Raw genomic sequence first — 26,138 nt, 5'->3', positions numbered from 1 at the left:
CCCCCGAGCCCCCCGCCCCGCCTTCCGAGAGGAGGCCGCTGCCGTGCCGGACCCCGTCCACGAGCCGTCGCCGAACCGGCCGCCCCCCGCCACTCCCGTTCCCGCCACCGCCCCGGCGCCGCTGCGGATCGTCGTCGCCGACGACAACCCGGTCGTCCGGGCCGGACTGACCGCGCTGCTGGGCACCCGACCGGGCCTCGCCGTGGTCGCCGAGGCCGCCGACGGCCGCCAGGTCTGCGCCGAGACACTGCGGCACCGCCCCGATGTGGTGCTGCTCGACGTCCGGATGCCCGGGGCGGACGGCATCTCCGTACTGCCGTACCTGGTGCGGCTCGCCCCGGTGCTGATGCTGACGTACAGCAGGGAGACGGAGACCGTCCACGCCGCCCTCGCCCGGGGCGCGGCGGGCTATCTCGTCCACGGTGAGTTCACCGCCGAGCAACTGATCACGGCGGTGGGGGAGGTCGCCGCCGGACGCCCGGTGTTCTCCGCCTCGGCGGCGGGGGTGCTCCCGGCCGTTCCGTCCCCCCGGGGCCGAACGCGCCGCCCGTCCGCTCCCGCCGCTCCCCCTCCTTCCGTCGCGCCGTCCCCGTCGTTCTTGTCCTCGTCGTCCTCGTCGGCTGCTTCATCTGCTTCCGCACACAGGAGGCTCCCATCGGCTGGTCGTATCGAAGCAGGTTCCCTCTCTGTACTCGACGATGACGCCGATACGGCAACCCGTGAATACGTCGTACACCCTTCGCTTTCGCAAGCGATTGTGGGACATTCGTCTGCGGGCGCGCGCCGGGAGACCCACGGCGGGACGGTGCTCGGGGAGCTGAGCCGGCGGGAGGCCGAGGTGATGGAGCTGATCGCCGCGGGCCTGACCAATCAGGAGATCGCCGCGGCCTGCTTCATCAGCCAGAAGACCGTCAAGAACCACATCAACCGGATCTTCGCCAAGCTGAACACGGGCAGCCGGGGCGAGGCCATCGCCCTGTGGCACCGGCTGGCCCGGAGTCAGGCGGGGCCGGTATGAACCGTCCGCCCACGGGCCGTCGACCCTCCGCCGGACCGTCGCCCGACCGCCGCCCGCGCGGCCCCTTACCCCCTCCGTCCGAGGCGAGTTGGGCCCCAGGGCCCATGTCAGGGCCGTTTTTTCCGGCGTACAGTGCTCAGGCCGCTCTCCGGTCCGGCCGGTGGCAGGGCCCGGCGGACGGCGCCAAGGACTCGCAACCGCCGCGCGGACGCCGCGCGAACGGCCCCGGAGGGGAAGCCCATGTCGAAGCTGAGGTCGAAGGCCGTGGAGACGGCACGCCGCCTGGTCGCGGCGCGGACGGCGGACGTCGTCCGGGCGGTGAGGGACCGCCGCGACGAGGGCCAGGACTCGGTCGAGTACGTCGGCGTCATCGTCCTGGTGGCGGCGATCATCGCGGCGCTGGTGGGTTCCGGGGTGGCCGACGACATCGCGGCCGGTCTCTCCAGCCAGGTCCAGGAGATCCTCAACACGGGCGGTGGCGGCGAGTAGCCCGCCCGGCCGCCGGGCGGGACGCCGGGCAGGCGGTCCCGCTCTATCTCGCCATGGTCGTGGGCCTGCTCGCCCTCGCCCTCGCCTTCTTCGCCGTCGGCCAGGCCGGGGCCCAGCGGAACGGCACCCAGTCCGGTGCCGACGCCGCGGCACTCGCCGCCGCCCAGGAGTCCCGTGACGGACTGGAGGACCTGCTGGCGGAGAACATCCTCGACCCCGTCTTCCTCCGGGACTTCTTCGACGGCGGCGCCCAGGAGCAGTCGGCGCCCGGCTGCGCCGCGGCCGGTCACGCCGCCGCCGAGTCGCTCGCCGCCGCCAACGGCACGGCCCTGCGGGACTGCCTCGCGCCGACGGAGGGCCGCTGGGGCGCGTATGTCCGGGTCGAGTCGCGGCGGGCGATGGGCGACACCCTCCTCCCGGGCGTCGACGGCGACCGCGCCACCGCCACCGCGACCGCCGTGGTGGAGCCCCGCTGCGGCTTCGAGCCCTCCGCCGGGCGACCCGGCGCCACCGCCTCGCCCCCGCCGCCCGACGGGCCGCCCGACGGCCCGGGGGACCCCGGGAGCCCGGACGAGGGCCAGGAGCAGCCGGAAGAGCCCGCGGAGCCGGTCACACCGGGGCTGCTCCGCTGCGACGACGACCGGGACTTCGAGCTGGACCCGGCACGGCCCGACCTGCTGCCCCGGATGGCCGACCTCTTCACCGTCCGGCTCGACCGGGACTGACCCCGACCGGGACCGGCCCCGACCGCCCCCGACCCGCGACCGAACGCAAAGGAACAGCAGTGATGAGAAAGAGGTACGGAGCCGGCGCCCCCCGGGCGGTGACCGCGGCACTGGCCGCCGTCGCGCTGGGACTCGCCCTGACGGCGTGCGGCGGCGACTTCGGAGACGACGGCGACGCGCCCGACGCGCGGAACCCCGGCGCGGTCTCCACCGCCACGGGGGCGGGAGCCCAGGACGGGCAGTCCCCGGAGCCGCAGGGGGACGGCCCGGACGCGTCCGAACGCACCGCCGAGGCGCTGGCCACGGTCGAGGGCAGCGACGGCTTCGCGTTCACCATCACCGGCGCGGAACGGGACGAGGGCGGCTTCCTGACCGTCTCCGGCACGGTCACCAACACCAGCGACCGCCGCCTGCCCCCGCCCATCCAGTGGAACGGCCAGGAACGCCAGGTCAAGCGGACCGGGCGGTCGTTCGCCGGGATGACCCTCGTCGACAAGACCGAGAAGAAGCGCTACTACGTGCTGCGGGACACCGAGGGCTACCCGCTGACCACCACCGGGCTCGGGGTGTTCGGCGCGGGACAGAGCGCGGACTTCTTCGCCCAGTTCCCCGCGCCGCCGCCGGAGACCGCATCCGTCGAACTCCAGATCCCGCTGATGCCCGCCCGCACGATCGAGCTGGGCTGATGGGCGGCACGACCGCGCGGCGGCCCGCCGCCCCCGCCGCGCGGCGGCCGGCGGCCCTCGTCCTCGCCGCCGCGCTGCTGCTCACCGGCGGACAGCTCCACGCGGCCACGGCGGCCACGGCGGCGGGCCCCGGCCTGCGGCCCCCGGCGGCCGGGGCCGACGACCCGGTGCCACCGCCGGGCGAGGACCCCGCGCTGCCCCCCGTCGAGGACCCCGCGCTCCCGCCCGTCGGGGAGGCCGCCACCCCGCTCCCGCAGATCGACGCCGACAACCCCGGGCTGCGGATGCGGGAGGGCGCGACCCTCGCCGAACCCCGGGTCCTCGACATCGTCTCCATCGTGGAGTCCGAGGGCGGCGAGGAACGCCGGGAGCAGACCACCGTCTCGCTCAAGTTCGCGCTCCAGGCCGAAGTCCTCTTCGGCAGGGACAGCCACGAACTCAACCCCCGTGCCAACAGCAGGATCGCCGCCATCGCCGAGGAGATCCGCAGGAACGGGGCGAAACAGGTCCGGGTCTTCGGCTTCACCGACGACCTCGGCTCCTACCGGCACGGCCGGACCCTCTCCCGCAAACGGGCCGACGCCGTCCACGCCATGCTGGACGGCCAGGTGGAGGACCACACCGTCTCCTACATCGTCCGCGGCTACAGCGAGGACTTCCCCATCGCCGACAACTCCACCGAGGAAGGCCGCGAGAAGAACCGGCGGGTCGAGGTCTCCTTCCCCACCAAAGGCTCCGGCGACGGGAGTTGACCACCGCCCGGCCGGCCCCCTCCGGAACGGCTCCCGGGCGGCCTCCGCGCCGCGCCGACCACGGATGCTGTACGGGAGACGGCCGGCCCGCAGTACGCTGCGGGCCGACTGTCGAACGAAGTGGGCCGAGGAGCGCGCGGATGAGGCGGGGCAGGACGGCGGTGGCGGGCAGGACGTCGGCCACGGGGAGGGCGCGGGTGGCGGCCCTGCGGAAGGGAATCGTCATCGGGATGTCCTGTGCGCTGCTCCACGGCCCGGCGTCCGCCGCTGAGGCCATGGCGGCACGGCAGGCCGGATACAGGACCGCCCCCGACGCCCGCCCGGTGGTGGGCAGCCCCTCCCCCCGGGCGGGCGGACCGCTGCTGACCCCCGGCACCTACACCGACACCGTCTCGGTGGGCGACCGGAAGTTCTACCGGGTCCGCCTCGACGGCCGCTCCAACGCCTATGTGTCGGCCGTCCTCGCCCCGCCGCCCGGCAGCAGGGCCGGGGCCACCGACGGGATACGGGTCTCGCTGGTCTCGCCCGACGGCGCCGAGTGCAGCGACAGCAACGACATCGTCTTCGGCACCGCCACCCCGCTGCCGACCGCCGACTACTCCACCCGCAGGATCGGCCCCGGCCGCGCCTGCCAGGAGGCGGGCGACTACCTGTACTCCGTGGAGTGGATCGGACCCACCGGCGGGGCCGCCCCCAGGGACTGGCGGGTCGAGATCAAGTACATGACCGAACCCGGGCTGCGCACCGGCTCGCCGACGCCCGCGCCCCCGTCCTCCCGGCACACCCACACCCCCGACCACATCCCCGGACCGGAGCGCCGCGTCGAGGGCGGCTCCGGCTTCAACGACGCGGCCCGCCTCGGCCACGGCGTCTGGGCCGACCGGCTCGGCCCCGGCGAGAGCCGCTTCTACCGGGTGCCCGTCGACTGGGGGCAGCAGCTCTTCGTCGACGCGAGGTTCACCGGGGCCGTCGCGCCCCGGCGGCCCGTCTACGACGGCGTCCGCGTGACGGTCTTCAACACGGCCCGCGGCTTCGTCGAGAACACCGCCCGCGCCCACCGCACCGCCACCACCCGGCTCTCGCTCGCCACGGAACCCGCGGCCTTCGCCAACCGCACCTCCGACCGGGACGCCACCAGCGGAATGCGCTTCTCCGGCTGGTACTACCTCCGGGTCTCGGCCGACCGGAAGATCCCCGGCGAACTGCCGGTGACCCTCGCCGTGGGCATCGAGGGCGAGCCGCACCCCGCCCCGCCGTACGCGGGCGACCCCCTCCGGGAAGGATTCGGCGTCCTGGCCGAGGACCGCGCCCAGCCCCCGCCCGCCGACCAGCAGGCGGCACCCCAGGACGACGACGACACCCGCGAACTCGTCCTCACCGTCATCGGCGTCACCGGAATCACCCTCGGCACCACCCTCCTCCTGGGCCTCCTCGCCTGGACGGCCCTGGCCCGCCTGGGCCTCGGCCGCAAACGAGGCCGCCACGCTTCGTAAATTTTGTGGCTCGGTTCGCCCTCTTTTTTTGTGACTCGGTTCGCCTCCGGGGTGCCAGAGCGTGCGCCGACGGTCGACCGTGCTCGGCCGCTCGTTCCTCACGGCCTGCGCGCGCTCTCCACTTTCGGCACCCGCGGCACCCCTTCGGCTCACTCGCCGCGGGGTCGAGGTAAACGCCCGGCCCAAGGGGCGGGGGTGTGCTCTCCGCTTTCGGCCAGCCACGTGCCCCTTCGGCTCACTCGCCCCGGGGCGGGGGCAAACGCCCGACTCAGGGGCGGGGTGCGGGCCATCGTCCAGCCTGGGAAGAGATGCAGAGGCGTACCCCCTTCGGTTTACGCGCCGCAGGGGTAAGGCAAACGCCTGGCTCGGGGACGGGGCGCGAGGCCATCGTCCGGCCCGGGAGAGAGGCGGAGGCGCGCCCCCTCGGTTCACGCGCCGCAGGGCGAACCGTCCCCGGCCGGGGTGATCGTCCACGCGGGCACGGAGTGCGGGGAGGGGCTGTCTACCCGGCTGGGGTGATGCGGAGGCGGGTGCCTGGCCGGAGGCCCCACTCGGCCATCGTGCCGCCGTCCGATTCCAGGACGTGGCGGGCGCGCAGCCGGGGGCGGCCGAGGCGGCCCGGGGGGAGGGTGTGGAGGTCCAGGACGCGCAGTTCGCGGTCCAGGTAGGCGACGTCGATCGCGAACCGCATCCGGAAGGTGTGCACCCCGCCGCACGGCGTCAGCAGCATCGCGCCCGTGATCCCGTCCCGGCCGAGGAGACCACGCCGCCGGGCGGCACGGCTCGCCGCGATCTCCAGGGGGACGGGTGTGTCACGCCCGGCCACCCACAACTCGCCGCCGCCGTCACGCCATCGCCGTCCTCGCGCCATGGCCCGACGGTAGCGCCCCACCGTCCCCGCGCGTGAGAGAACCGATGGCCCCGACCCGGAACGGCTCCCCCGGGGCGCGGGGCCCTCGTCCTCTGCCCCTGCCCCGTCCCTGGGCCGGGTGTTTGCCCTGCCCCTGCGGCGAGTGGGCCGAAGGGGCGCACCTCCGCCTCTCTCCCGGGCTGGACGATGGCCCGCACCCCGCCCCTGAGTCGGGCGTTCGCCCTGCCCCCGGGGCGAGTGAGCCATCGGGGCGCGTGGCTGCCGAAAGCGGAGAGCGCCCGCCTGTCTGTTGGGCCGGGCGTTTGCCCTGCCTCTGCGGCGAGTGAGCCATCGGGGCGTGTGGCTGCCGAAAGTGGAGAGCGCGCCCCCGCCTCTTGGGCCGGGCGTTTGCCTCGACCCCGCGGCGAGTGAGCCGAAGGGGTGCCGCGGGTGCCGAAAGTGGAGAGCGCGCGCAGGCCGTGAGGAACGAGCGGCCGAGCACGGTCGACCGTCGGCAGACGCTTCAGCGCCCCGGAGGTGAACCGAGCCACAAAAAAGGGGGGGATGACGGCCTTGGGTCCGCCCCTTACGCTCGTCGCCGTGTACCCCGCCCTGATCGTTGTCGCCGCCCTGTGGGGAGCCGTCACCGGGCTGCTCATCCCCCGTGCCGCGTACCGGTTGTCCGTCCGGGCGGGGCAGGAGTGGCGGGACACCTGTCCGGACGGGCATCCGTTCGGCGGGTCGGTGCGGGGCTGGCTCGGTGGGGTGCGCTGTGCGCTGTGTCCGGTGGGGCCGGGCGGCCCGGGGCGGGGTGCGCCCGCCGCCGTTCCGGTGGCCGCGCTGGCCTGCGCGGCGCTCGCCGCTGCCACCGGGTGCCGCCCGGAGCTGGCGGTCTGGCTGGCGCTGGCCCCTTTCGCGGTGCTGCTGGCGGTGGTCGACCGGCGGGTGCACCGGCTGCCGGATCGGCTGACCCTGCCGCTCGCGGCTGCCGCCGCCGTGCTGCTGGGCGCTGCGGCGCGGCTCCCCGGCGCGGCCGGGTCCTGGTCGGGCGCGCTGCTCGGCGGGGTGGTCCTGGGGGCGGCCTATCTGGCGCTGTTCGTGATCCACCCGGGCGGTATGGGGTTCGGGGATGTGAAGCTCGCGCTCTCCCTCGGGGTCGTGCTGGGCTGGTACGGCTGGGGGACGCTGTTCATGGGGGCGTTCGCCGGGTTCCTGTTCGGTTCGCTGTACGGGTTGGCGCTGATGGCGCTGGGGCGCGCGGGCCGCAGGACGGCGATCCCGTTCGGCCCGTTCATGATCGGTGGCGCGCTGGCCGGAGTGCTGCTCGGTGCGCTCCCGGTGGCGGGCTGAGCCGGTGGCGGGCGGACCCGACAGCGGGCCGGGGACACGCCCCCGTCTGAGTCGGCCGGGCCCCGATACCCCTCTAGAGTCATGACGCATGCGGACATTTCCTGATGAACGGGCCACGGATGGCGGGGCATCGCCCGGGGCGCCCCCCGTCCCCGCGCCGCGTACCGGACCACGCCCCGCCGCCCGGGTGCCCGCCGCCCTGCTCCCCTGGAGCTGGGCGGCGGTCCTCTTCACGCTCTACACCACCGTCGCCGTCCGCCGTCATCTGCTGCTGCGGACCACCGGTTACGACCTCGGCATCTTCGAGCAGGGGATTCGCGCCTACGCGGAACTGCGCCCGCCCGTCGCCCCGTTGCGCGGCGAGGGATTCAACCTCCTCGGCGACCACTTCCACCCCGCGCTCGCCGTCCTCGCCCCCCTCTACCGCCTCTGGCCCTCACCCCTGTGTCTGCTCGCCGCGCAGTCCGCGCTGCTCGCCGTCGCCGTCGTCCCGCTCGTGTCCTGGGCGCTGACCGCGCTCGGCCGCAGGGCCGCCCACGCCGTCGCCCTCGGCTACGGGCTGAGCTGGGGCGTCGCGTCCGCCGCCGCTTTCGACTTCCACGAGGTCGCCCTCGCCGTGCCGCTGCTGTCCGCCGCCGCCACGGCGCTCGGCCGGGGCCGCTGGCGCGCCGCCGTCGCCTGGGCCACCCCCCTCGTCCTGATCAAGGAGGATCTGGGGCTCACGCTCGCCGCCGTCGGCTGTGTCGTCGCCTGGAAGGGCCCCCGCAGGCTCGGTCTGCTCACCGCCGCCGCCGGAGTGCTCGCCTCCGCCGTCGAGATCCGGCTGCTGCTGCCCGCACTGCACCCGGCCGGCGGCTACGCCCACGGGGTCAACCTCGGCGAGGGCCCCCACACCTCGCTGCTCACCGCGGTACTGTCCGCGCCGCTGGACGCGCTGCGACCGGACATCAAGGCCATGACCCTCGTTCTCGTCTTCGCCCCCTCCGCCCTGCTCGCGCTGCGCTCCCCGATCGCGCTGCTGGCGGTGCCCACCCTCGCCTGGCGGATGCTGTCGCAGAACGCGTTCCACTGGGGCACCTCGTTCCACTACAGCGCCGTCCTGATGCCCGTGGTGTTCGCCGGGCTCATCGACGCCCTGCGGCCCTGGCGCACCCGGGGCGCGGGCGCGGGCGGGGTCCGGCAGGTGCGCTCCTCGCTGCTGACCGCGCTCGCGGTGACCGCCGTCCTGCTGCCGTCCTTCCCGCTCGCCCAGCTCGCCCAGCGCGCCACCTGGCGGACGACCGCGCACATCACGGCGGCCCGCGCGCTGCTGGCCCGTATCCCGGACGGGGCGAGTGTCGCCGCGTCCAACCGGCTGGCGCCCCAGCTCACCTCCCGCTGCGAGGTCGTCCTCTTCCCCGCGTTCCCGGTCGACGCCCGGCTCTACCGCTACGACCGCGAGCGGCTGCCGCGCCCCACCGCCGAGTGGATCGTCCACGACAGCAGCGCCCCGGAGGCATGGCCCTACCGCAGGGGCCACTGGCCCTACCCGGCCGAGCAGCAGGCCGCCGAACTGGCCGCGGCCGAGCGCTCGTACGGCTACCGCCGGGTCGCCCACCGCGACGGCGTCACCCTGCTGCGCAAGGGCCCCGCGCGGCCGGCGGCGGGCGACGGCCGCTGATCCCGCGGGCGCCCGGCCCCGGGACCCTCCGCTGCGGGGAGCGACGGGCGGGGAGTAGCGGGCGGAGGGCGGCGGACGGCGGCGACCGGGCCGACGGGTGCGGGAGCGGGCGGCGGACCCGGGCACCCGCTCGGCGGGCCGGGCGCCGCGCCCGGCCCCGGGGCCGCCGCAGCGCCGGGCCGCACCCCTGTGGAGCGGATCACCGCCGACGGGACCGGGACGGCGACCTGCCCCGGCCCGCCCCGCGGCCCCGGTGCGCCGGGGCATCCGCCGTCCGGGCGGATTCCCGGCCGCCGCGCGCCGGACGTCCGGGCCCGCGTCAACCCGGCGCCCGCCCGTCCGCGTCCCCCTTCAGAGGGACGGCCCCCGCAAACGCGCTGCTCCCGGCGGTCCGCCCGGTGCGGGGCGGGGCCGGGAGCGGCGGGCCGCGACGGGCGGAGCGCCCGCGACATGCGGTGGTTCCCGGGGTGGCGCGCATCAGCACCAGTGAGGCGTTATGGTGGAAACCCCCCCTCGGGCCGGTCCGTATCCCCCCCCACGGACCGGCCCGGTTTCTTTTCCGGGCGGCCCGGCGTACGGGCGGCCCGGGGCGGGAGCGGCGCGGGGCCCGGCGGCCCCGGGCCCGGCCCCGGCGGGGCTCAGCGCCTGGCCCAGATGTTCACACCCTCCGTGTCCACCGCGAACTCGTCGATCTCCGCCAGCTCCGCCTCGGTCAGCGGCGCCGCCGACAGCGCGGCCACGTTCTCGTCGAGCTGCGCCACGCTGGACGCCCCGATCAGCGCCGACGTCATCCGCGGGTCCCGCAGCACCCAGCTCAGCGCGAGCTGCGCCAGCGACTGCCCGCGCCGGGCGGCGATCTCGTTCAGCCCGCGCAGCCGCCGCACCACCTCGTCCGAGAGCAGCGCCGGGTCCAGCGACTTCCCCTGGCTGGCCCGCGAGCCCTCCGGGATGCCCTGGAGGTACTTCCCGGTGAGCAGCCCCTGCGCCAGCGGGACGTAGGCGATGCAGCCCATGCCCGCCGTCTCCAGCGTGTCCAGCAGGCCGTCGTCCTCGATCCAGCGGTTGATCATCGAGTACGAGGGCTGGTGGATCAGGGCCGGGACGCCCATCTCCCGCAGCAGCCGCGCCGCCCGCTCGGTCTGCTCCGCGTTGTACGAGGAGACACCCACGTACAGCGCCTTCCCCTGCTGCACGGCGGAGGCCAGGGCCCCCATCGTCTCCTCCAGCGGGGTGTGCGGGTCGAAGCGGTGCGAGTAGAAGACGTCGACGTAGTCCACGCCCATCCGGCGCAGCGAGGCGTCCAGCGAGGACAGCAGGTACTTCCGGGAGCCCCACTCGCCGTACGGGCCGGGGTGCATCAGATACCCGGCCTTGGTCGAGATGATCAGCTCGTCGCGGTAGGGGGCGAAGTCCTGGGCGAGGAGCTTGCCGAAGTTCAGCTCGGCCGAGCCCGGCGGCGGCCCGTAGTTGTTGGCCAGGTCGAAGTGGGTGACCCCCAGATCGAAGGCGCGGCGCAGGATCGCACGCTGCGACTCCAGCGTGCGGTCGTCGCCGAAGTTGTGCCACAGGCCGAGGGAGACGGCGGGCAGCAGCAGACCCGAACGGCCGCTGCGCCGGTACTCCATCGTGTCGTAACGGTCACCCGAGGCGAGATAAGGAGAGGAATCAATCACACATCCCTCTTTATCACGGACTTGTGACAGACCAGGTTGGGAGACGTGCATCTCAGCGCAGTACTCTGACGGCCACAGGGGGTGCCGTACGGCGCGGGGAGTGCCGTATGTCTCCGGCCGGGCCGCCCGTATCCGGCGCCCGGGCCCCGGCACCCGTGCCACCGCGCCCCGGAGCGGACCCCTGTCAGCGACCCCCAGAGCCACCGCCACGCCCCGGTCCCGGGCACCCCGCGGCGGGTGAGCCCGACCGAACCGAGAGGTGGACTCCGTGAACCTGCGTGACCTGGTCTACAGGCTCTACGCACGCCGGGTGGAAGGCCGGCTGGACCACGCCCAGGTGCCCAAGCACATCGGAGTCATCCTCGACGGGAACCGCCGCTGGGCCAAGGCGTCGGGCGGCACCCCCGAGGCGGGTCACAAGGCCGGGGCCAGCAAGATCCAGGAACTGCTCGGCTGGTGCGCCGAGACCGATGTCGAGGTCGTCACCCTCTGGCTGCTGTCCACGGACAATCTGGACCGCCCCGAGGACGAGCTGGTGCCCCTCCTCGGCATCATCGAGGACGCCGTGCGCGCGCTCGCCGCCGACGGCCGCTGGCGGGTCCACCACGTCGGCACGCTCGACCTGCTGCCCTCCCGCACCCAGCTCGTGCTGAAGGAGGCCGAGCAGGACACGCTCGACCACACCGGGATACTGGTGAACGTGGCCGTCGGCTACGGCGGGCGGCAGGAGATCGCGGACGCCGTGCGCTCCCTCCTCCTCGACCACGCCGAGCGGGGCACCAGCGTCGAGGAGCTGGCCGAGACCGTCGACGTCGACCTCATCTCCAAGCACCTCTACACCCGTGGCCAGCCCGACCCCGACCTGGTCATCCGCACCAGCGGCGAGCAGCGCCTGTCCGGTTTCATGCTCTGGCAGAGCGCCCACTCCGAGTACTACTTCTGCGAGGTCTTCTGGCCCGCCTTCCGCAAGGTGGACTTCCTGCGCGCCCTGCGCGACTACGCGGCCCGGCACCGCCGTTACGGGAACTGACGGGCTCGTCGCCACGGCGCATCACCGGCTGTTCATCCGTCCGTCGCCGCACCCGGCGGCATGGCCGCGGGTGTTCGAGGGCATATCCCCAGCAGGTCGACGTCCGATCCCCGTACGTCGTATCTCGTGGGCGGCACATCACCGCCCACCCGGGAGGCCCTTTGCGCACGAAGGAACGCACCCCCGGTGCGGCCCAGGTGGAGGGCCGGTGCCCGGCCCGCGCAGCGGGGCCCGCAGCCCGGTTCTCCCCGCCCCAGGCGGGGCGGTCCCCCTGCCTCTCCGCGGCAGGAGGGCCGACAGCCCGTGACGGCGTCGCACCGCGCCGACCTCATCCGAGGGGGTACGTCCTTCCGTGGTGAACAGCACAAAGCGCCGACTGCCCGACAGGCGCACCTATGTTCTCGACACCAGCGTCCTGCTGGCCGACCCGAGCGCCCCGACCCGCTTCGACGAGCACGAGGTGGTGCTGCCGATCGTGGTGGTCACGGAGCTGGAGGCCAAGAGACACCATCCGGAACTGGGCTACTTCGCCCGGCAGGCACTGCGTCTGCTGGACGAGTTCCGCATCCGGTACGGACGCCTCGACGCCCCCATCCCCCTGGGCGATCTCGGCGGCACGATCCGCGTCGAGCTGAACCACTCCGATCCGGCCCTGCTGCCCGCCGGCTACCGGCTGGGTGACAACGACTCACGCATTCTGGCGGTCGCCAGGAACCTCCAGGCCGAGGGGTACGACGTCACCGTCGTCTCCAAGGATCTGCCGCTGCGCATCAAGGCGTCCTCCGTCGGACTGCTCGCCGAGGAGTACCGCGCGGAGCTGGCCATCACCGACTCCGGCTGGACCGGAATGGCGGAGCTGCCGCTCACCGCCGAACAGGTGGATCTGCTCTACGGCGAGGAGCGGCTCACCCTCCCGGAGGCGGGGGCGCTGCCCGTGCACACCGGTCTGGTGCTCCAGTCCGAACGCGGCAAGGCGCTCGGCCGGGTCACCGCCGACGGCGGGGTCCGGCTGGTCCGCGGCGACCGGGAGGCGTTCGGCATCCACGGCCGCAGCGCGGAGCAGCGCATCGCGCTGGATCTGCTGCTCGACCCCGAGGTGGGCATCGTCTCGCTCGGCGGCCGGGCCGGTACCGGCAAGTCGGCGCTGGCGCTCTGCGCGGGGCTCGAATCGGTCCTGGAGCGCCGTCAGCACCAGAAGGTGATGGTCTTCCGTCCGCTGTACGCGGTGGGCGGGCAGGAGCTCGGCTATCTGCCCGGTACCGAGGCGGAGAAGATGAGCCCCTGGGCCCAGGCGGTGTTCGACACCCTCTCGGCGGTCGCCGGGCGGGAGGTGATCGAGGAGGTGCTGGGGCGCGGCATGCTGGAGGTCCTGCCGCTCACCCATATCCGGGGCCGTTCGCTGCACGACGCCTTCGTCATCGTCGACGAGGCCCAGTCGCTGGAGCGCAATGTGCTGCTGACGGTGCTCTCCCGGGTCGGCGCGGGCTCCAGGGTCGTCCTCACCCACGATGTCGCCCAACGGGACAATCTGCGGGTCGGGCGGTACGACGGAGTGGTCGCCGTGGTCGAGAAACTGAAGGGGCATCCGCTCTTCGCGCATGTGACGCTCACCCGTTCCGAACGGTCCCCGATCGCCGCGCTGGTGACCGAAATGCTGGAGGACGGACAGATTTAGTAAGGAATCCCGCTCGTCATCCGGTACGACCGACGAATCAGTGGCGCCGCCCCCGAGAGCGCAGCAGCGTAGTGGGGCGGCGTCGCGCTGTGGATGGTTTCCTCCGGAACTCCAGAGCCAAATGAGTGTGACCTTTCCCACGCAACGAAGAATTGCCTTGCGCCCGTTGGTTCCGGCAAAGTCTTGCTTCCGTCAGGCCCCGCATACGACACAAGGGCACCATCCGTGGTGCCGACAGCAATGCCGTACAACTCAAGACCTGCCGTCGTGTGCCGCCCGCGAGCTGTATCGGCCGCTCCCTTGGGGGAGTTGACCACGGGCCAGCGCCTCCTGTGACCCGTTGCAGTGGAGGCCCGTGCCAGGGGCACGATTCGTCCGCGGGGTCACCTGTGCGGGCGATGCTGGAAGGAAACCGTGTGAGCCGGATCTCGGTCCGGGGATTCGCCGTGGCGTCAGCCACCGCGGTCACCACCGTCGGAGCCGTCGTCGGGGTCGCCTCGGGCAACCCCCAGCCGTCGAACCAGAACCTGGAGACGACGGCCGCCGACGCGACCCTCCTCACCAACATCCCGATGGGCCAGCAGGCCCCGGTGCAGGTGTCGTCGTTGGCGCAGCAGGCCGACGCCCAGGCCGCGGCGGCCGACACGAGCGCCCGCAAGGCCGCGGAGGAGGACGCCCGCGTCAAGGCCGCGCAGTCGGCCAAGGACAAGAGGGCCGCCGCCGACGCCGAGGCGAAGAAGGCCGCCGAGGCCAAGGAGCGCGCCGAGAAGGAGAAGCGGGAGCGCGAGGAGCGGAAGAAGGCCGAGGAGCGGGCGAGCCGTGACGCGGCCCGCAGCGGTACCGCGAGCTTCGCCCAGCAGTCCTCGTACACCGTGGCCCAGGTCCAGTCGATCGCCCGGCAGATCATCCCGTCCGGTCAGTTCCAGTGCTTCAGCAATATCGTGCAGCGCGAGTCGACCTGGAACTACAAGGCGCAGAACCCGTCCTCCGGCGCCTACGGCCTGGTGCAGGCGCTGCCCGGCACCAAGATGGCCTCGGCCGGGGCCGACTGGCGCACCAACCCGGCCACCCAGATCAAGTGGGGCCTCAACTACATGAACGAGCGGTACGGGAGCCCCTGTGGCGCCTGGTCGTTCTGGCAGGCCAACCGCTGGTACTGAGCCCGCGCGCGCCACGGCCCCCCCGGGCCGGGAGCCCCTCACCGTCCGGACGGTGGGGGGCTTCGCTGCGTGTACCGTCGACGGTCTCGGGGGGAGACAGGGGGAAGGGAACGACATGGCACGACTGCCGCGGTGGTACTCCGGGCTGGGAGCGGGGATCGTCCGGATCGCCGAGCGGATGAACCAACGGCGGGAGGGCGACGAGGAACCCGGCGCCGACGTCCTGACCAAGGGCGGCACGGAGCACGGGGACGGCCCGGCCGACGAGCCGGAGGAGGCCGCCGACCGGCCCGATCCGGTCACGGTGATCCCCTGGGGCATCCGGGTCGCGGCCGAGGCGGGATGGCGGCTGCTGGTCCTCGCGGGGACGCTCTGGGTGCTGATGCGGGTCATCAGCGCCGTCCAGCTCGTCGTCCTCGCCTTCGCCTCCGCGCTGCTGATCACCGCGCTGCTCCAGCCCACCGTGGCCCGGCTGCTGCGGATCGGGCTGCCCCGGGGGCTCGCCACGGCGGTGACCGCCATCGCGGGCTTCGCGGTGATGGCGCTCGTCGGCTGGTTCGTCGTCTGGCAGGTGATGGAGAATCTGGACACCCTGTCGGACCGGGTCCGGGAGGGCATCCAGGAGCTGCGCCTCTGGGCGCTCGAAGGCCCGTTCCATGTCTCCGAGGGCCAGATCAACGATCTCGCCGACAACCTCAGCGACACCATCGGCAGCAATACCGAGGAGATCACCTCCGCCGGGCTCCAGGGCGTCACCGCGCTGATGGAGTTCCTGGCCGGGGCGCTGCTCGCGATGTTCTCGACGCTGTTCCTGCTCCACGACGGGCCGCGGATCTGGCAGTGGACCCTCAAGCTGGTTCCGGCGCAGGCCAGGCCCGGGGTCGCGAGCGCGGGTCCGCGCGCCTGGGCCACCCTGACCGCTTATGTGCGCGGGACGGTGCTGGTGGCGCTCATCGACGCGATCTTCATCGGGCTGGGGATCTGGTTCCTCGATGTGCCGATGGCCGTGCCGCTGGCGGTCTTCGTCTTCCTCTTCGCCTTCGTCCCGCTGGTGGGCGCGGTGCTCTCCGGAGCGCTCGCGGTGGTCGTGGCCCTGGTCACACAGGGCGTGTTCACCGCCCTGATGGTGCTGATCGTGGTGCTCGCCGTGCAGCAGATCGAGGGCCATGTGCTCCAGCCCTTCATCCTGGGCCGGGCGGTGCGGGTCCATCCGCTGGCGGTGGTCCTGTCCGTCGCCGTGGGCGGGCTGATCGCCGGGATCGGCGGCGCGGTCGTGGCCGTCCCGCTGGTCGCGGTCACCAACACGGTCGTGGTCCATCTGCGGCACTACGGGCGCCGACAGCGGGTGGCGGCGGCCCGTGCGCTCCCGGAGCCGAGGGCCGAGGGCGCGCCCGTGCCGCCGGGGCGCGCGGACGCGGGAGCGGGCCCGCCCGCGCCCGAGGCGCGCTAGCACCCGACCGGCCCGCGCCGGAAAGCGGAGGACCCCCGCCGATGTCCCGTCGGCGGGGGTCCGTGCGCGCCGGGGACGGCGCGCGGGGATCACACGGAGGTCACGCGCTCAGCGTGGCCTCGGTGTCCAGGGTGGTGCCCACGGCCTGGACCACGGCGGCGATCTTGAACGCCTCCTGGACCACCTCGCGCTCCACACCGGCCTTGCGCAGCACCTGCTCGTGCGAGTCCAGGCACATGCCACAGCCGTTGATGGCGGAGACCGCGAGCGACCACAGCTCGAAGTCGACCTTCTCCACGCCCGGGTTGCCGATGACGTTCATCCGCAGACCCGCGCGCAGGGTGCCGTACTCCGGGTCGGACAGCAGATGCCGGGTCCGGTAGTAGACGTTGTTCATCGCCATGACGGCGGCGGCGGCCTTGGCAGCGGTGTACGCCTCGGGGGAGAGCTGCGCCTTGGCCTCGGCCTCCAGCTCGCGCAGCACGATGGGGCTGCGGGAGGCGATGGCCGTCGCCAGGACGGTGCCCCAGAGCTGCTGCTGCGTCAGCTTCTCGTTGTTGCCGATGACCGAGCCCAGGTTGAGCTTCAGGTCCTTCGCGTACTCCGGCAGGGCGGACTTCAGCGCGTCGAGGGACATGAGGTCACTCACCGGCCAGCAGGGAGCCGGCGTCCAGGGTGTCCTCGCCCTTGCTCCAGTTGCAGGGGCACAGCTCGTCGGTCTGGAGGGCGTCCAGGACCCGCAGGACCTCCTTGGGGTTACGGCCCACGGAACCGGCGGTCACCATCGTGAACTGGATCTCGTTGTTCGGGTCGACGATGAAGACGGCGCGCTGGGCGTAGCCGTCCTCGCCCTCGATGCCGAGGTCGCGCATCAGCTCGTGCTTGGCGTCGGCCATCATCGGGAAGGGCAGGTCACGCAGGTCGGCGTGGTCCTTGCGCCAGGCGTGGTGGACGAACTCGGAGTCGCCGGAGAAGCCGAGGACCTGGGCGTCACGGTCGGCGAACTCGTCGTTCAGCTTGCCGAACGCGGCGATCTCGGTCGGGCAGACGAAGGTGAAGTCCTTCGGCCAGGCGAAGACGACCTTCCACTTGCCCTCGTAGGACTTGTGGGTCAGGACCTCGAACTCCTTGCCCTTCTCCAGCGAGACACAGGCGGTGAGTTCGAAGGCGGGGAACTGGTCGCCGACAGTGAGCACGGTGATACTCCAGGGTGATAAGGGGTTGGACACCTGCACCCTGTCATATCTGCGATCAGTGGTGAAATCGATCAATCAGCTCACTGTGATCAGGGTGGCCGATCAATCGCGCCCCCGGGGCAGTACCCTCGGCGAGGAGGCCATGGGGGTGTTCCCGCGCCATGCCGATCCCGCCCGCGATGATTCCAGACAGAGGGGTCACCCGGGGAATCGGGCCACGGAGTGGACACGCGGGACGACGAGGGGCGAAGAGAGAGGGACCGGCCATGAGCCAGGCGCACCGGGTGAAACAGCCCAGTATCGCCCAGTTGCGAGCGTTCACCGCCGTCGCGGAGCATTTGCACTTCCGGGACGCGGCGGCGGCCATCGGCATGAGCCAGCCCGCGCTCTCCGGGGCGGTCTCCGCGCTGGAGGACGTCCTCGGGGTGCAGCTCCTCGAACGCACCACCCGCAAGGTGCTGCTCTCCCCCGCCGGGGAGCGGCTCGCCGTCCGCGCCAGGACCGTGCTCGACGCCGTCGGCGCGCTGATGGAGGAGGCCGAGGCGGTCCGGGCCCCCTTCACCGGGGTGCTCCGCTTCGGGGTCATCCCCACCGTCGCCCCCTATCTGCTGCCCACGGTGCTGCGGCTCGTCCACGACACCTACCCCGACCTCGATCTCCAGGTGCACGAGGAGCAGACCGCGTCCCTCCTGGACGGGCTCACCACCGGACGGCTCGACCTGCTGCTGCTCGCCGTGCCGCTCGGTGTCCCGGGGGTGACCGAGCTGCCGCTGTTCGACGAGGACTTCGTGCTGGTCACCCCGGGCGACCACTGGCTCGGCGGGCGGGCGGACCTGCCTCGCGAGGCGCTGCGGGAACTCCCGCTGCTGCTGCTCGACGAGGGCCACTGCCTGCGCGATCAGGCCCTCGACATCTGCCGTGAGGCCGGGCGCGAGGACGGCACGCCCGTCACCACCACCGCGGCCGGGCTGCCCACCCTGGTGCAGCTCGTGGCGGGCGGGCTCGGGGTGACGCTGCTGCCGCGCACCGCCGTCGAGGTGGAGACCGGCCGGGGCGGCCTCCAGACCGGGTACTTCGCCGAGCCCGCTCCGGCCCGCAGGATCGCCCTGGCCATGCGGACGGGCGCCGCCCGTCTCAGTGAGTTCGAGGAGTTCGCGACCGCGCTGCGCGGGGCGCTGCGGCCACTGCCGGTACGCATCGCGGAGTGACACGGACGCCGGACGCCCGGACGCGTCCGGGCCCGGGGCGCACAACGGCCCCGGGACCGCGGCACCGGCGGCCCCGGGACCGCCGCACCGGACGGCCCGGCAGGTCACACCGGCCCCGGGCCCCGCACACCGCCCGCACGGCTACTCGGTGCGCAGCCCGTCCGTCCGCGTCATCCGCCACAGCGTCGGCAGGCTCACCAGCGTCACCAGCAGGATCACCATCGTCCCCGTCCCCGCCACCGGCAGGAAGAGCCGCCAGTCGGGGAGGGGTTTGGCGATCAGCCGGAGCATCACCGCCCCGAGGACCAGACCGCCCGCCGTGGCCACCGCCGTGCCCAGGACCACCGGCAGCGCCGTCTGCCACAGTTGCGACCAGGCGAGCGTGGATCTGCGGGTGCCGAAGGCGAGCAGCGTGGACAGCAGCCGGCGGCGCTCCCGCAACTGCTCGATCTGGGTGATCACCATCGTCGCCGCGATCAGGACCATCGTCCCCGTCGCGCCCGCGAGCAGCCCGGTGTGGATGCTCGCGTACTTCCGGTCCCGCTCGGGCGTGTGGATGCTCCATATGTGGGCCACCGGATCGAGCCGGGCGGCGGTGTTGCGGACGCGGTCCTCGGCGTCGGGGACGCTCTCGTCGAGGGTGACGACCGCCCGGGCCGCGCTGTGGCGCAGCCGTCCGGGGTCGAGCGCCCCCGGCGTCGCGTAGATGCCGTCGTACTCCCAGCCCGCGAAGTCCCGGCGGGCGGTGACGGTCGGGGAGTCCTCGGGCAGGGTCCAGCGGAAGCCGCCCTCGGGGACGGAGTCCGGCGGGGGGCCGTGGCGGGAGTCGACGACGATCTCCTCGCCCTTGCGCGCGGTCCTCCTCACCCAGTCGTTGCCCCAGCTGTCGGAGGAGTGGACGACAAAGGTGTCGCCGTCCTCGCAGGAGCGGATCCGGGCCAGTTTGCGCAGGACGGGGCAGTCGGCGACGGTCAGCGAGGCGCTCGGGGGCGGCTCGTCGCCGGTCGGGGGCAGGCTCGGGGGCCGCGCGGAGGACGTGACCATCGGCAGGACGTCGCTCACCCCCCGGGTCTCCCGGAGCGCGCGGGCCATCGGCTCGACCGGCTTCGCCGCCGCGTTCGTCAGCGTCACATCCATCAGGCCCCAGGCCGGGTGGACACCGGTGACCCGTTTGAAGTCCTCGTGCATCCCCGCGAACACCATCTGGAGCGCGATCGCCCCCGAGACGGCGACCATGATCCCGCTGACCGACCGGGTCGCCGTCCCGCTGCGGAGCTGGAGCGCGCGCACGGCGAGCTGCCAGGGCAGCGGGCCGCCGCGCAGCCGTCCCACCACCGCGCCGACCAGCCAGGGGAAGAGCGCCGTCACCCCGAGGAGCACCAGGATCGCGCCCACCGCGAGCGGCACCGGATAGGTCTGCTCGCTGCCCGCCTTCCGCTGGATCGGGTCCGCGAGCAGCAGGACCGCGACCCCGGTGGCGGGCATCAGCAGCCGCCACCACAGTCGGCGCGGCCGGGTCCGGGAGCCCCGGACGACCCCCAGCGGCTCGATCACCACCGAGCGCAGGGCGAACAGCGTCAGCAGGACGGACACCGTCGGGACCGCACCGGCGATCAGCGCCGCGAGCCAGGGCACCGGGACGACGTCGGAGGGGAAGGCGCTCAGCCCCCAGATCCGGACCGACCCCGCGAACAGCCGGGCGAGGGCGAAGAAGGCGAAGCCCGTCACCAGCCCCAGCAGGGAGGCGAACAGGGCCTCGCCCGCCGCGATCCGGCGGACCGCCCGGATGTCCGCCCCCACCAGCCGCAGCGCCGCGAGCCTGCGGTCCCGGCGGTCGCCGCCGCACCGCAGGGCGGTGGCGATGAAGACCGCGACGGGCACCAGCAGCACCACCGTGATCAAGGTGGCGAGCACGGTGAGCACGGGGTCGACCGAGCCGCTGTCGAAACCCTCCCCGGTATAGCCGAAGCCGTCGGTGCGGAAGCCTTCGACGTCCGCGCTCAGCGTGTCGCTGCCCGCGTAGAAGAGCAGCTCGCCCGGGTCGAGGAGGCCCGCGGGACCGATGGTGCCGCTGATGTGCCGCCCCAGCCGCTCGGCCAGCGGCTCCCCCTCGGGCGAGCCGAGCAGCCGTTCGAGCGCGGGGGAGACCACCATCTCGCCGGGGCGGGGCAGCGCGTCCACCCCCGGGGGCAGCTTCGGCCGGTCCCCGTCCGCGCGCAGCACCTCCCCGGTGACGGTCTCCGAGCGGAACTCGGTGGAGATGTCCGCCGTCACCACCGAGGTCGCGGTGGGCCGGGCGGGCTCGCTCAGCAGAAAGGCGTGCGGGAGGCGGTTGTTCGTCCGCTGGTCGCGCTCGCTCATGATCTGCGGCAACGAGGCCGCTATCAGCAGCAGCGCGACCCCGAGGCCGACACCGACGGCGGTCAGGACATTGCGCATCCAGCTCTCGCGCCCGCCCAGGGCACCGAAGCGGAACCCGAGCACCAACTCCTGCGACCAGCGGCGGGCCCGGCCGCGGACCGCCGGGCGCCGCACCCCCGGCAGGGTCACAGCGCCAGGTCCGGGTCGCGGGTGCGGCCGTCCCGCACCACGATCTCGCGGTCCGAGTACGCGGCCACCCGGGCCTCGTGGGTGACGAGGACGACGGCGGTGTTCAGGGCGCGCGCGGCGTCGGTGAGCAGCTCCATCACCCGTTCACCGCTGTACGAGTCGAGCGCGCCGGTGGGCTCGTCGGCGAAGACCACCCGGGGGGAGGTGACCAGCGCGCGGGCGACCGCGACCCGCTGGCCCTGGCCGCCGGAGACCTCGCCGGGGCGGTGGCCGCCGATGTCCGCGACCTCCAGGCGCTCCAGCCACTCCCGGGCGGTGCGCTCGGCGGCCCGGCGCCTGACCCCGGCGAGCCGCAGCGGCAGCGCCACGTTCTCGGTGCAGCTCAGCTCGGGCACGAGCTGGCCGAACTGGAAGACGAAGCCGAACTCGGTGCGGCGCAGCGCGCTCCGCTCCCGGTCGGGCAGGGCGGTCAGCTCCCGGCCGTCGTAGTGGACGGTGCCCGAGTCCGGGGCGACGATCCCGGCGAGACAGTGCAGCAGGGTCGACTTGCCGGAGCCCGAGGGGCCGAGGACGGCGACGACCTCGCCGGGGTGGATGGAGAAGGCGGCCCCGTCGAGGGCGGTGGTGCGGCCGAAGCCCTTGTGCAGGTTCTCGGCGAAGAGAAGGGAGCCCGCGGGGATCATACGGACGGCGCCTCCTGGGACGGAACGGAGCGCCGCCCCGGCTGCGCGGGTGCGCCGATCGTCCGGGCGAGCCGGTCGAGCCGGGCGGAGGTCAGCTCCAGCCAGCGCAGGTCGGCCTCCAGATGACACAGGGCGTGATCGCAGATGAGCTGGTCGGCCAGGTCGCCCTGGCGCTTGCGGTCGGTGAGGATGCGCATCAGCCGCAGATGCTCGGCCCGCTGCCGGTCCAGCAGTTCGGCCGCGCCCCGCCCGGTCAGCAGCGCCAGGACCACCTTGGTGTAGAGCGTCGACTGAAGATACGGCTCCGGTTTCTCCGGCTGGGCCAGCCAGCGGGAGACATCGGTGATCCCGGACGCGGTGATGGCGTACCGCTTGCGCTCGGGCCCCCCTCCGGGCTCCACCCCGTCCACCTCGACCAGACCGTTCTTCAGCAGCCGCGACATGGTCGAGTAGACCTGCCCGTAGTGCAACGGGCGATCGTGGCCGAACCGTTCGTCGAAGGCGCGCTTGAGGTCGTATCCGTGCCGCGGCCCGGCTTCCAGGAGCGCGAGGAGGGTGTGACCGATGGACATGTCCAGCACTGTACGTGGTGTGTATACGTGGGACGCATACGGCTGAGGGGGCGGGTGGGGGCACTGGGGTAGGTGTTCTGCGGCTCACTCCCCGGCGGGTCGGCTCACTCCGCGGCGGGCGGGGCGGGCCGCTTCGGGGGCCTGCCCCGCCGGGCGATCGGCGCCGCCCCGGAGGGCAGCCGTCCGCTCTCCGCCAGCGCCCGCCGCAGCAGGAACTCGATCTGCGCGTTGGCGCTGCGCAGCTCGTCCGAGGCCCAGCGGGCCAGCGCCTCGTACACCGCCGGGTCCAGCCGCAGCAGGACCTGTTTGCGCTCGGGCGGGGGCGGGGGGGTCACTGGTAGAGCGTGCCCGTGTTGAGTACCGGCTGCGCCGAGCGGTCACCGCACAGCACCACCATCAGATTGGAGACCATGGCCGCCTTCCGCTCCGGGTCCAGTTCCACGAGGTCGCGCTCGGTGATCCGGTTGATCGCCTCCTCGACCATACCGACCGCGCCCTCCACGATCTGCCGCCGGGCCGCGACCATCGCGCCCGCCTGCTGGCGCTGGAGCATGGCGGAGGCGATCTCCGGGGCGTACGCGAGGTGGGTGAAGCGGGACTCGATGATCTCGACGCCCGCCGCCCTGATCCGGGCGTGCAGCTCGACCCCGAGCTTCTCGGTGATCTCCTCGGCGTTGCCCCGCAGCGAGAGGCCGTCCTCGTCGTGGGCGTCGTACGGGTACTCGATCGCGATGTGCCGCACGGCGGCCTCGGCCTGGGTGGAGACGAACTCCTCGTAGTCGTCCACCTCGAAGAGCGCCTGGGCGGTGTCCCGCACCCGCCAGACGATCACGGCGGCCAGCTCGATCGGGTTGCCGTAGGCGTCGTTGACCTTGAGCACGGCGGTCTCGTGGTTGCGCACCCGGGTGGAGATCGCCTCGCGGGAGGTGAGCGGATTGACCCAGCGCAGCCCGTCGGTGCGGATGGTGCCCCGGTAGCGGCCGAAGAGCTGGACCACCCGGGCCTCGCCGGGCGCCACGTTGTTGAGTCCGCACAGGGAGAGGAAGGCGCCGAGGCACAGCAGCACCCCGGTGAAGATCAGAACGACCTTGACGGCGGTGGCACCGGCGACCGCCCCGAGGACGACCAGGGCGACACCGAGGCCCAGTCCGCCGAGCCCGAGCAGCAGAAACGTCCCCCCGCCGATGCTGTGGGCGGGGAATTCCCTGACGGCGGGCTCCGCGGCGGGCCCCCGCGCGGTGCGGGCGGAGTCCGTCGGCCGGGTGGTCCTGGTGGTGGTCATCGCGCTCCCCGTGGCGGTCCGGTCGCTAGCTCCTCGCTAGCAATGTGATTACACATTAATGGTTGGCCGGGGTTCGCGCATCCCTGAAAGAAGGGGCGAAGGGCGGTGTAAGGGGAGGAGTCGGGCCGACAAGGTGCTCATTGTCACGTCGGGAAAGTCAGGATCAGTCGACTTTTGTCACAGCAGTCGGTGTTAGCTTGCGGAGTTGCCGTCGGGGTCGGATCGGAAGAACCGGACACGCGACAACCCGACAACCGAAAAGCGGAAAAGACGAGCGGAGCGGAACGAGCGATGGGCCGAGCGGATGCGCGACGGGAGCGGGAGCGCGCGGCGCGGGCGACCAGGAAGGCCGCCCGCCCGAAGGGACTGCGGCGCTTCTTCACCTGGAAGAAGCTGCTGGGCACGTTCCTGGGTGTCTGCCTGCTCGGCATGGGCGCCTTCTACGCCGTCTATCTGATGACCCCGGTGCCCAAGGCCAACGCCGAGGCCGAACTCCAGAGCAATGTCTACCGGTACAGCGACGGCACCCTCCTGACCCGCACCGGGGAGCTCAACCGCGAGATCATCGAGCTGGAGAAGATACCGAGGGACGTCCAGTACGCCTTCGTCGCCGCCGAGAACAAGAGCTTCTTCAAGGACTCCGGCGTCGATCTCAAGGGCACCGCCCGGGGCCTGCTCAACACCGTCACCGGCAAGGGCAAGCAGGGCGGCTCGACCATCACCCAGCAGTACGTCAAGAACTACTACCTCAACCAGGACCAGACCTTCAGCCGCAAGCTCAAGGAACTGGTGATCGCGCTCAAGGTCGACGGCGAGAAGAGCAAGCAGGACATCCTCGCCGGGTACATGAACACCAGCTACTACGGCCGGGGCGCCTACGGCATCCAGGCGGCGGCCCAGGCGTACTACCACGTCGACGCCGAGAAGCTCACCCTCGACCAGGGCGCCTATCTCGCGGCCCTGCTCCAGGCCCCCAACCAGTACGACTGGGCGATCGCCTCGGACACCGGCAAGCGGATGGCCGAGCAGCGCTGGGCGTACACCCTCGACAACATGGTCGAGGAGGGCTGGCTCGACGCCTCCGCCCGCGCGGACATGCGGTTCGCCGTGCCCAAGGCGCCCAAGGCCGCCCCCGGTATGGAGGGCCAGGTCGGCTATCTCGTCGACGCGGCCAACGCCGAGCTGGAGAACCAGGGCATCAGCGAGGAGGACATCCGGGCCGGCGGCTGGACGATCACCCTCAGCATCGACCAGAAGCGCCAGGCCGCGCTGGAGCAGGCCGTCGACAGCGGGCTGGAGTCCCGGCTCGACCGCGAGAAGAACCCGAAGCACGCCGCCATCCAGGCGGGCGCCACCTCCGTGGACACGGAGACCGGTGAGGTCGTCGCCCTCTACGGCGGCGTCGGCGCCACCGAGCACTGGCTGTCCAACGCCACCCGCCGCGACTACCAGCCCGCCTCCACCTTCAAGCCGGTGGTCCTCGCCGCCGCGCTGGAGAACGGGTCGACCACCCAGGACGGCCGCTCGATCGGCCTCGACACGATCTACGACGGCGACAGCAAGCGCCCCGTCGAGGGCAGCGACACCCCGTTCGCACCCGAGAACGTCAACGACCGGGACTTCGGCCCCATCACCGTCCAGAAGGCCACCAACAGCTCGGTCAACTCGGTCTACGCCCAGATGATCGTGGACGTCACCCCGGAGAAGACCAAGGACACCGCCCTCGCGCTGGGCATGCGCGACGGCAAGGCGTTCCTGGAGCGGCCCGCGATGTCGCTGGGCACCATGGGCGCCTCCACCTGGGACATGGCGGGCGTCTACGCGACCTTCGCCCACCACGGCAAGAAGGTCACGCCGACCATCGTGAAGTCCGCCGAGCACCGGGTCCGCGAGGCCGTGCTCCAGGACCCCATCGGCGGCCAGGCCATCAGCCGGGAGAGCGCCGACACCGTGACCTCCGCGCTCACCTCCGTCGTCGAGGAGGGCTCCGGCGTCGCGGCCAGGGGCGACTACGAGGCGGCGGGCAAGACCGGCACCTCGGAGAGCAACATCACCGCCTGGTACGCGGGCTACACCCCCACGCTGTCGACCGTCGTCGGTCTGATGGGCGCCTCGCCCGACGGCACCCGGCAGGTCACCCTCACCGACAGCGTCGGCCAGGGCCGTGTCAACGCGGGCGGCATCCCGGCCGAGATCTGGAAGGCGTACACCGCGAAGGCGCTCGGCGCCGACGCCGGTGCCGCGTTCGACCTGGAGACGAAGGAGCGGGAGCCGGTCGCGCCGCCGCCCAGCCCCTCGGCCTCCGTCCCCGCCCTGCCGTCGCCCTCACCGTCCGCGGTGGAGGAGCGGCGCCCGGAGCGCCCGGAGCCCACCCGGGAGCAGAACGGGAACGGCCAGCAGCAGCGGCCTGAACCGGAACAGGAGCGTCCGGAGCAGGTCCGGCCCACATCGCCCGCCACCGGCCGTCCGCCGGTGCGGCCCTCGCCGCCGCCGACCAAGACCCCCGAGCGGCCCCGGCCCAGCCAGCCCCCCACCACCCCGCCGACGGGGCCCGGTGGGGGAGAGCAGGGCGGCGGCACCGAGGACGAGGACCCGGGAGCCTCCTGACGGCCGCGGGCCCCGGGGAGATCTCCCCG

22 protein-coding genes and 1 pseudogene are annotated in these 26,138 nt (G+C 73.1%); 14 read left to right on the top strand and 9 right to left on the bottom strand.

Annotated features, from left to right (window positions below; all coding sequences use genetic code 11):
- The first annotated feature begins 43 nt into the window (after positions 1-43).
- The 6 genes and pseudogenes from CRV15_RS08895 to CRV15_RS08870 all read left to right on the top strand — a co-directional run bounded on the left by CRV15_RS08895 (position 44) and on the right by CRV15_RS08870 (position 5,163).
- Entirely contained in the window at positions 44-1,018 is a 975-nt protein-coding gene (locus tag CRV15_RS08895; protein WP_009997422.1) for a response regulator transcription factor, read from the top strand.
- A 240-nt stretch (positions 1,019-1,258) separates the two neighbouring features.
- Positions 1,259-1,507 (top strand): hypothetical protein, encoded by a 249-nt coding sequence (locus CRV15_RS08890; RefSeq protein WP_009997423.1) that lies wholly within the window; start codon positions 1,259-1,261, stop codon positions 1,505-1,507.
- 38 nt (positions 1,508-1,545) lie between these two features.
- Positions 1,546-2,232: pseudogene (locus CRV15_RS08885) on the top strand (pilus assembly protein TadG-related protein); the annotation flags it as partial.
- A 62-nt stretch (positions 2,233-2,294) separates the two neighbouring features.
- Positions 2,295-2,918, top strand: coding sequence for a hypothetical protein (locus tag CRV15_RS08880; RefSeq protein ID WP_003961668.1), 624 nt, complete (start codon positions 2,295-2,297; stop codon positions 2,916-2,918).
- A complete protein-coding gene (locus CRV15_RS08875; RefSeq protein ID WP_003955221.1) occupies positions 2,918-3,670 on the top strand; it encodes an OmpA family protein in 753 nt (250 codons plus the stop codon). Before CRV15_RS08880 ends, CRV15_RS08875 begins: the two co-directional genes overlap by 1 nt.
- 140 nt (positions 3,671-3,810) lie before the next feature.
- Positions 3,811-5,163, top strand: coding sequence for a hypothetical protein (locus CRV15_RS08870; protein WP_003955222.1), 1,353 nt, complete (start codon positions 3,811-3,813; stop codon positions 5,161-5,163).
- Between the two features lie 502 nt (positions 5,164-5,665).
- On the opposite strand, the gene CRV15_RS08865 is transcribed toward CRV15_RS08870, so the two are convergent.
- The gene (locus tag CRV15_RS08865; protein WP_003961669.1) at positions 5,666-6,034 is read right to left on the bottom strand and encodes a DUF192 domain-containing protein; all 369 of its coding nucleotides are present in this window, start codon (positions 6,032-6,034) and stop codon (positions 5,666-5,668) included.
- A 543-nt stretch (positions 6,035-6,577) separates the two neighbouring features.
- Here CRV15_RS08865 and CRV15_RS08860 point away from each other — a divergent pair.
- Positions 6,578-7,363 carry a prepilin peptidase gene (locus tag CRV15_RS08860; protein WP_003961670.1) on the top strand — a complete coding sequence of 262 codons (786 nt, stop codon included), beginning with the start codon at positions 6,578-6,580 and terminating at the stop codon, positions 7,361-7,363.
- Positions 7,364-7,451: 88 nt separating this feature from the next.
- On the top strand, positions 7,452-9,023 hold the full coding sequence (locus CRV15_RS08855) for a DUF2079 domain-containing protein (RefSeq protein ID WP_003961671.1): 1,572 nt from the start codon (positions 7,452-7,454) through the stop codon (positions 9,021-9,023).
- A 638-nt stretch (positions 9,024-9,661) separates the two neighbouring features.
- Here the strand turns inward: CRV15_RS08855 and mgrA are convergent.
- Positions 9,662-10,696, bottom strand: coding sequence for an L-glyceraldehyde 3-phosphate reductase (mgrA, locus tag CRV15_RS08850; protein WP_003955226.1), 1,035 nt, complete (start codon positions 10,694-10,696; stop codon positions 9,662-9,664).
- Between the two features lie 268 nt (positions 10,697-10,964).
- On the opposite strand from mgrA, the gene CRV15_RS08845 reads away from it, so the two are divergent.
- The 4 genes from CRV15_RS08845 (at position 10,965) to CRV15_RS08830 (ending at position 16,011) form a co-directional block, all read left to right on the top strand.
- Entirely contained in the window at positions 10,965-11,726 is a 762-nt protein-coding gene (locus tag CRV15_RS08845; RefSeq protein ID WP_029183026.1) for an isoprenyl transferase, read from the top strand.
- A gap of 352 nt (positions 11,727-12,078) precedes the next feature.
- The gene (gene phoH2, locus CRV15_RS08840; protein WP_003955228.1) at positions 12,079-13,401 is read left to right on the top strand and encodes an RNA 5'-3' helicase PhoH2; all 1,323 of its coding nucleotides are present in this window, start codon (positions 12,079-12,081) and stop codon (positions 13,399-13,401) included.
- 416 nt (positions 13,402-13,817) lie between these two features.
- Positions 13,818-14,561: an aggregation-promoting factor C-terminal-like domain-containing protein gene (locus CRV15_RS08835; protein ID WP_009997428.1), complete on the top strand. Its 744-nt coding sequence runs from the start codon at positions 13,818-13,820 to the stop codon at positions 14,559-14,561.
- Between the two features lie 115 nt (positions 14,562-14,676).
- Positions 14,677-16,011: an AI-2E family transporter gene (locus CRV15_RS08830; protein ID WP_009997429.1), complete on the top strand. Its 1,335-nt coding sequence runs from the start codon at positions 14,677-14,679 to the stop codon at positions 16,009-16,011.
- 100 nt (positions 16,012-16,111) lie between these two features.
- Here the strand turns inward: CRV15_RS08830 and CRV15_RS08825 are convergent, their stop codons facing one another.
- Complete coding sequence (locus tag CRV15_RS08825) at positions 16,112-16,648, bottom strand: alkyl hydroperoxide reductase (RefSeq protein ID WP_003955231.1); 537 nt, start codon at positions 16,646-16,648, stop codon at positions 16,112-16,114.
- 4 nt (positions 16,649-16,652) lie between these two features.
- Positions 16,653-17,207: a peroxiredoxin gene (locus tag CRV15_RS08820; protein ID WP_003955232.1), complete on the bottom strand. Its 555-nt coding sequence runs from the start codon at positions 17,205-17,207 to the stop codon at positions 16,653-16,655.
- A 266-nt stretch (positions 17,208-17,473) separates the two neighbouring features.
- Between CRV15_RS08820 and CRV15_RS08815 the strand changes: the two genes are divergently transcribed.
- Complete coding sequence (locus CRV15_RS08815) at positions 17,474-18,415, top strand: LysR substrate-binding domain-containing protein (protein ID WP_003955233.1); 942 nt, start codon at positions 17,474-17,476, stop codon at positions 18,413-18,415.
- Between the two features lie 141 nt (positions 18,416-18,556).
- Here the strand turns inward: CRV15_RS08815 and CRV15_RS08810 are convergent, their stop codons facing one another.
- The 5 genes from CRV15_RS08810 to CRV15_RS08790 form a co-directional block, all read right to left on the bottom strand.
- Positions 18,557-20,965, bottom strand: a complete 2,409-nt coding sequence (locus CRV15_RS08810) for an FtsX-like permease family protein (protein WP_003961676.1) — start codon at positions 20,963-20,965, stop codon at positions 18,557-18,559.
- A complete protein-coding gene (locus CRV15_RS08805) occupies positions 20,962-21,648 on the bottom strand; it encodes an ABC transporter ATP-binding protein (protein WP_003955235.1) in 687 nt (228 codons plus the stop codon). Before CRV15_RS08805 ends, CRV15_RS08810 begins: the two co-directional genes overlap by 4 nt.
- Positions 21,645-22,220, bottom strand: coding sequence for a PadR family transcriptional regulator (locus CRV15_RS08800; protein WP_003961677.1), 576 nt, complete (start codon positions 22,218-22,220; stop codon positions 21,645-21,647). The genes CRV15_RS08805 and CRV15_RS08800 overlap by 4 nt, the downstream gene beginning before the upstream one ends.
- Before the next feature lie 104 nt (positions 22,221-22,324).
- Positions 22,325-22,555 carry a type II toxin-antitoxin system antitoxin gene (locus CRV15_RS08795; RefSeq protein ID WP_003955237.1) on the bottom strand — a complete coding sequence of 77 codons (231 nt, stop codon included), beginning with the start codon at positions 22,553-22,555 and terminating at the stop codon, positions 22,325-22,327.
- Positions 22,552-23,502 (bottom strand): SPFH domain-containing protein, encoded by a 951-nt coding sequence (locus CRV15_RS08790; protein ID WP_003955238.1) that lies wholly within the window; start codon positions 23,500-23,502, stop codon positions 22,552-22,554. Before CRV15_RS08790 ends, CRV15_RS08795 begins: the two co-directional genes overlap by 4 nt.
- 291 nt (positions 23,503-23,793) lie before the next feature.
- Here CRV15_RS08790 and CRV15_RS08785 point away from each other — a divergent pair, with 291 nt between their 5' ends.
- Positions 23,794-26,109, top strand: a complete 2,316-nt coding sequence (locus CRV15_RS08785) for a transglycosylase domain-containing protein (protein WP_003955239.1) — start codon at positions 23,794-23,796, stop codon at positions 26,107-26,109.
- The last annotated feature ends 29 nt before the right edge of the window (positions 26,110-26,138 follow it).

It is taken from the genome of Streptomyces clavuligerus, assembly GCF_005519465.1.
Classification (GTDB): Bacteria; Actinomycetota; Actinomycetes; order Streptomycetales; family Streptomycetaceae; genus Streptomyces; species Streptomyces clavuligerus.
The sequence above is the reverse complement of the archived record's forward strand: the minus strand, read 5'-3'. Positions and strand labels throughout refer to the sequence as shown.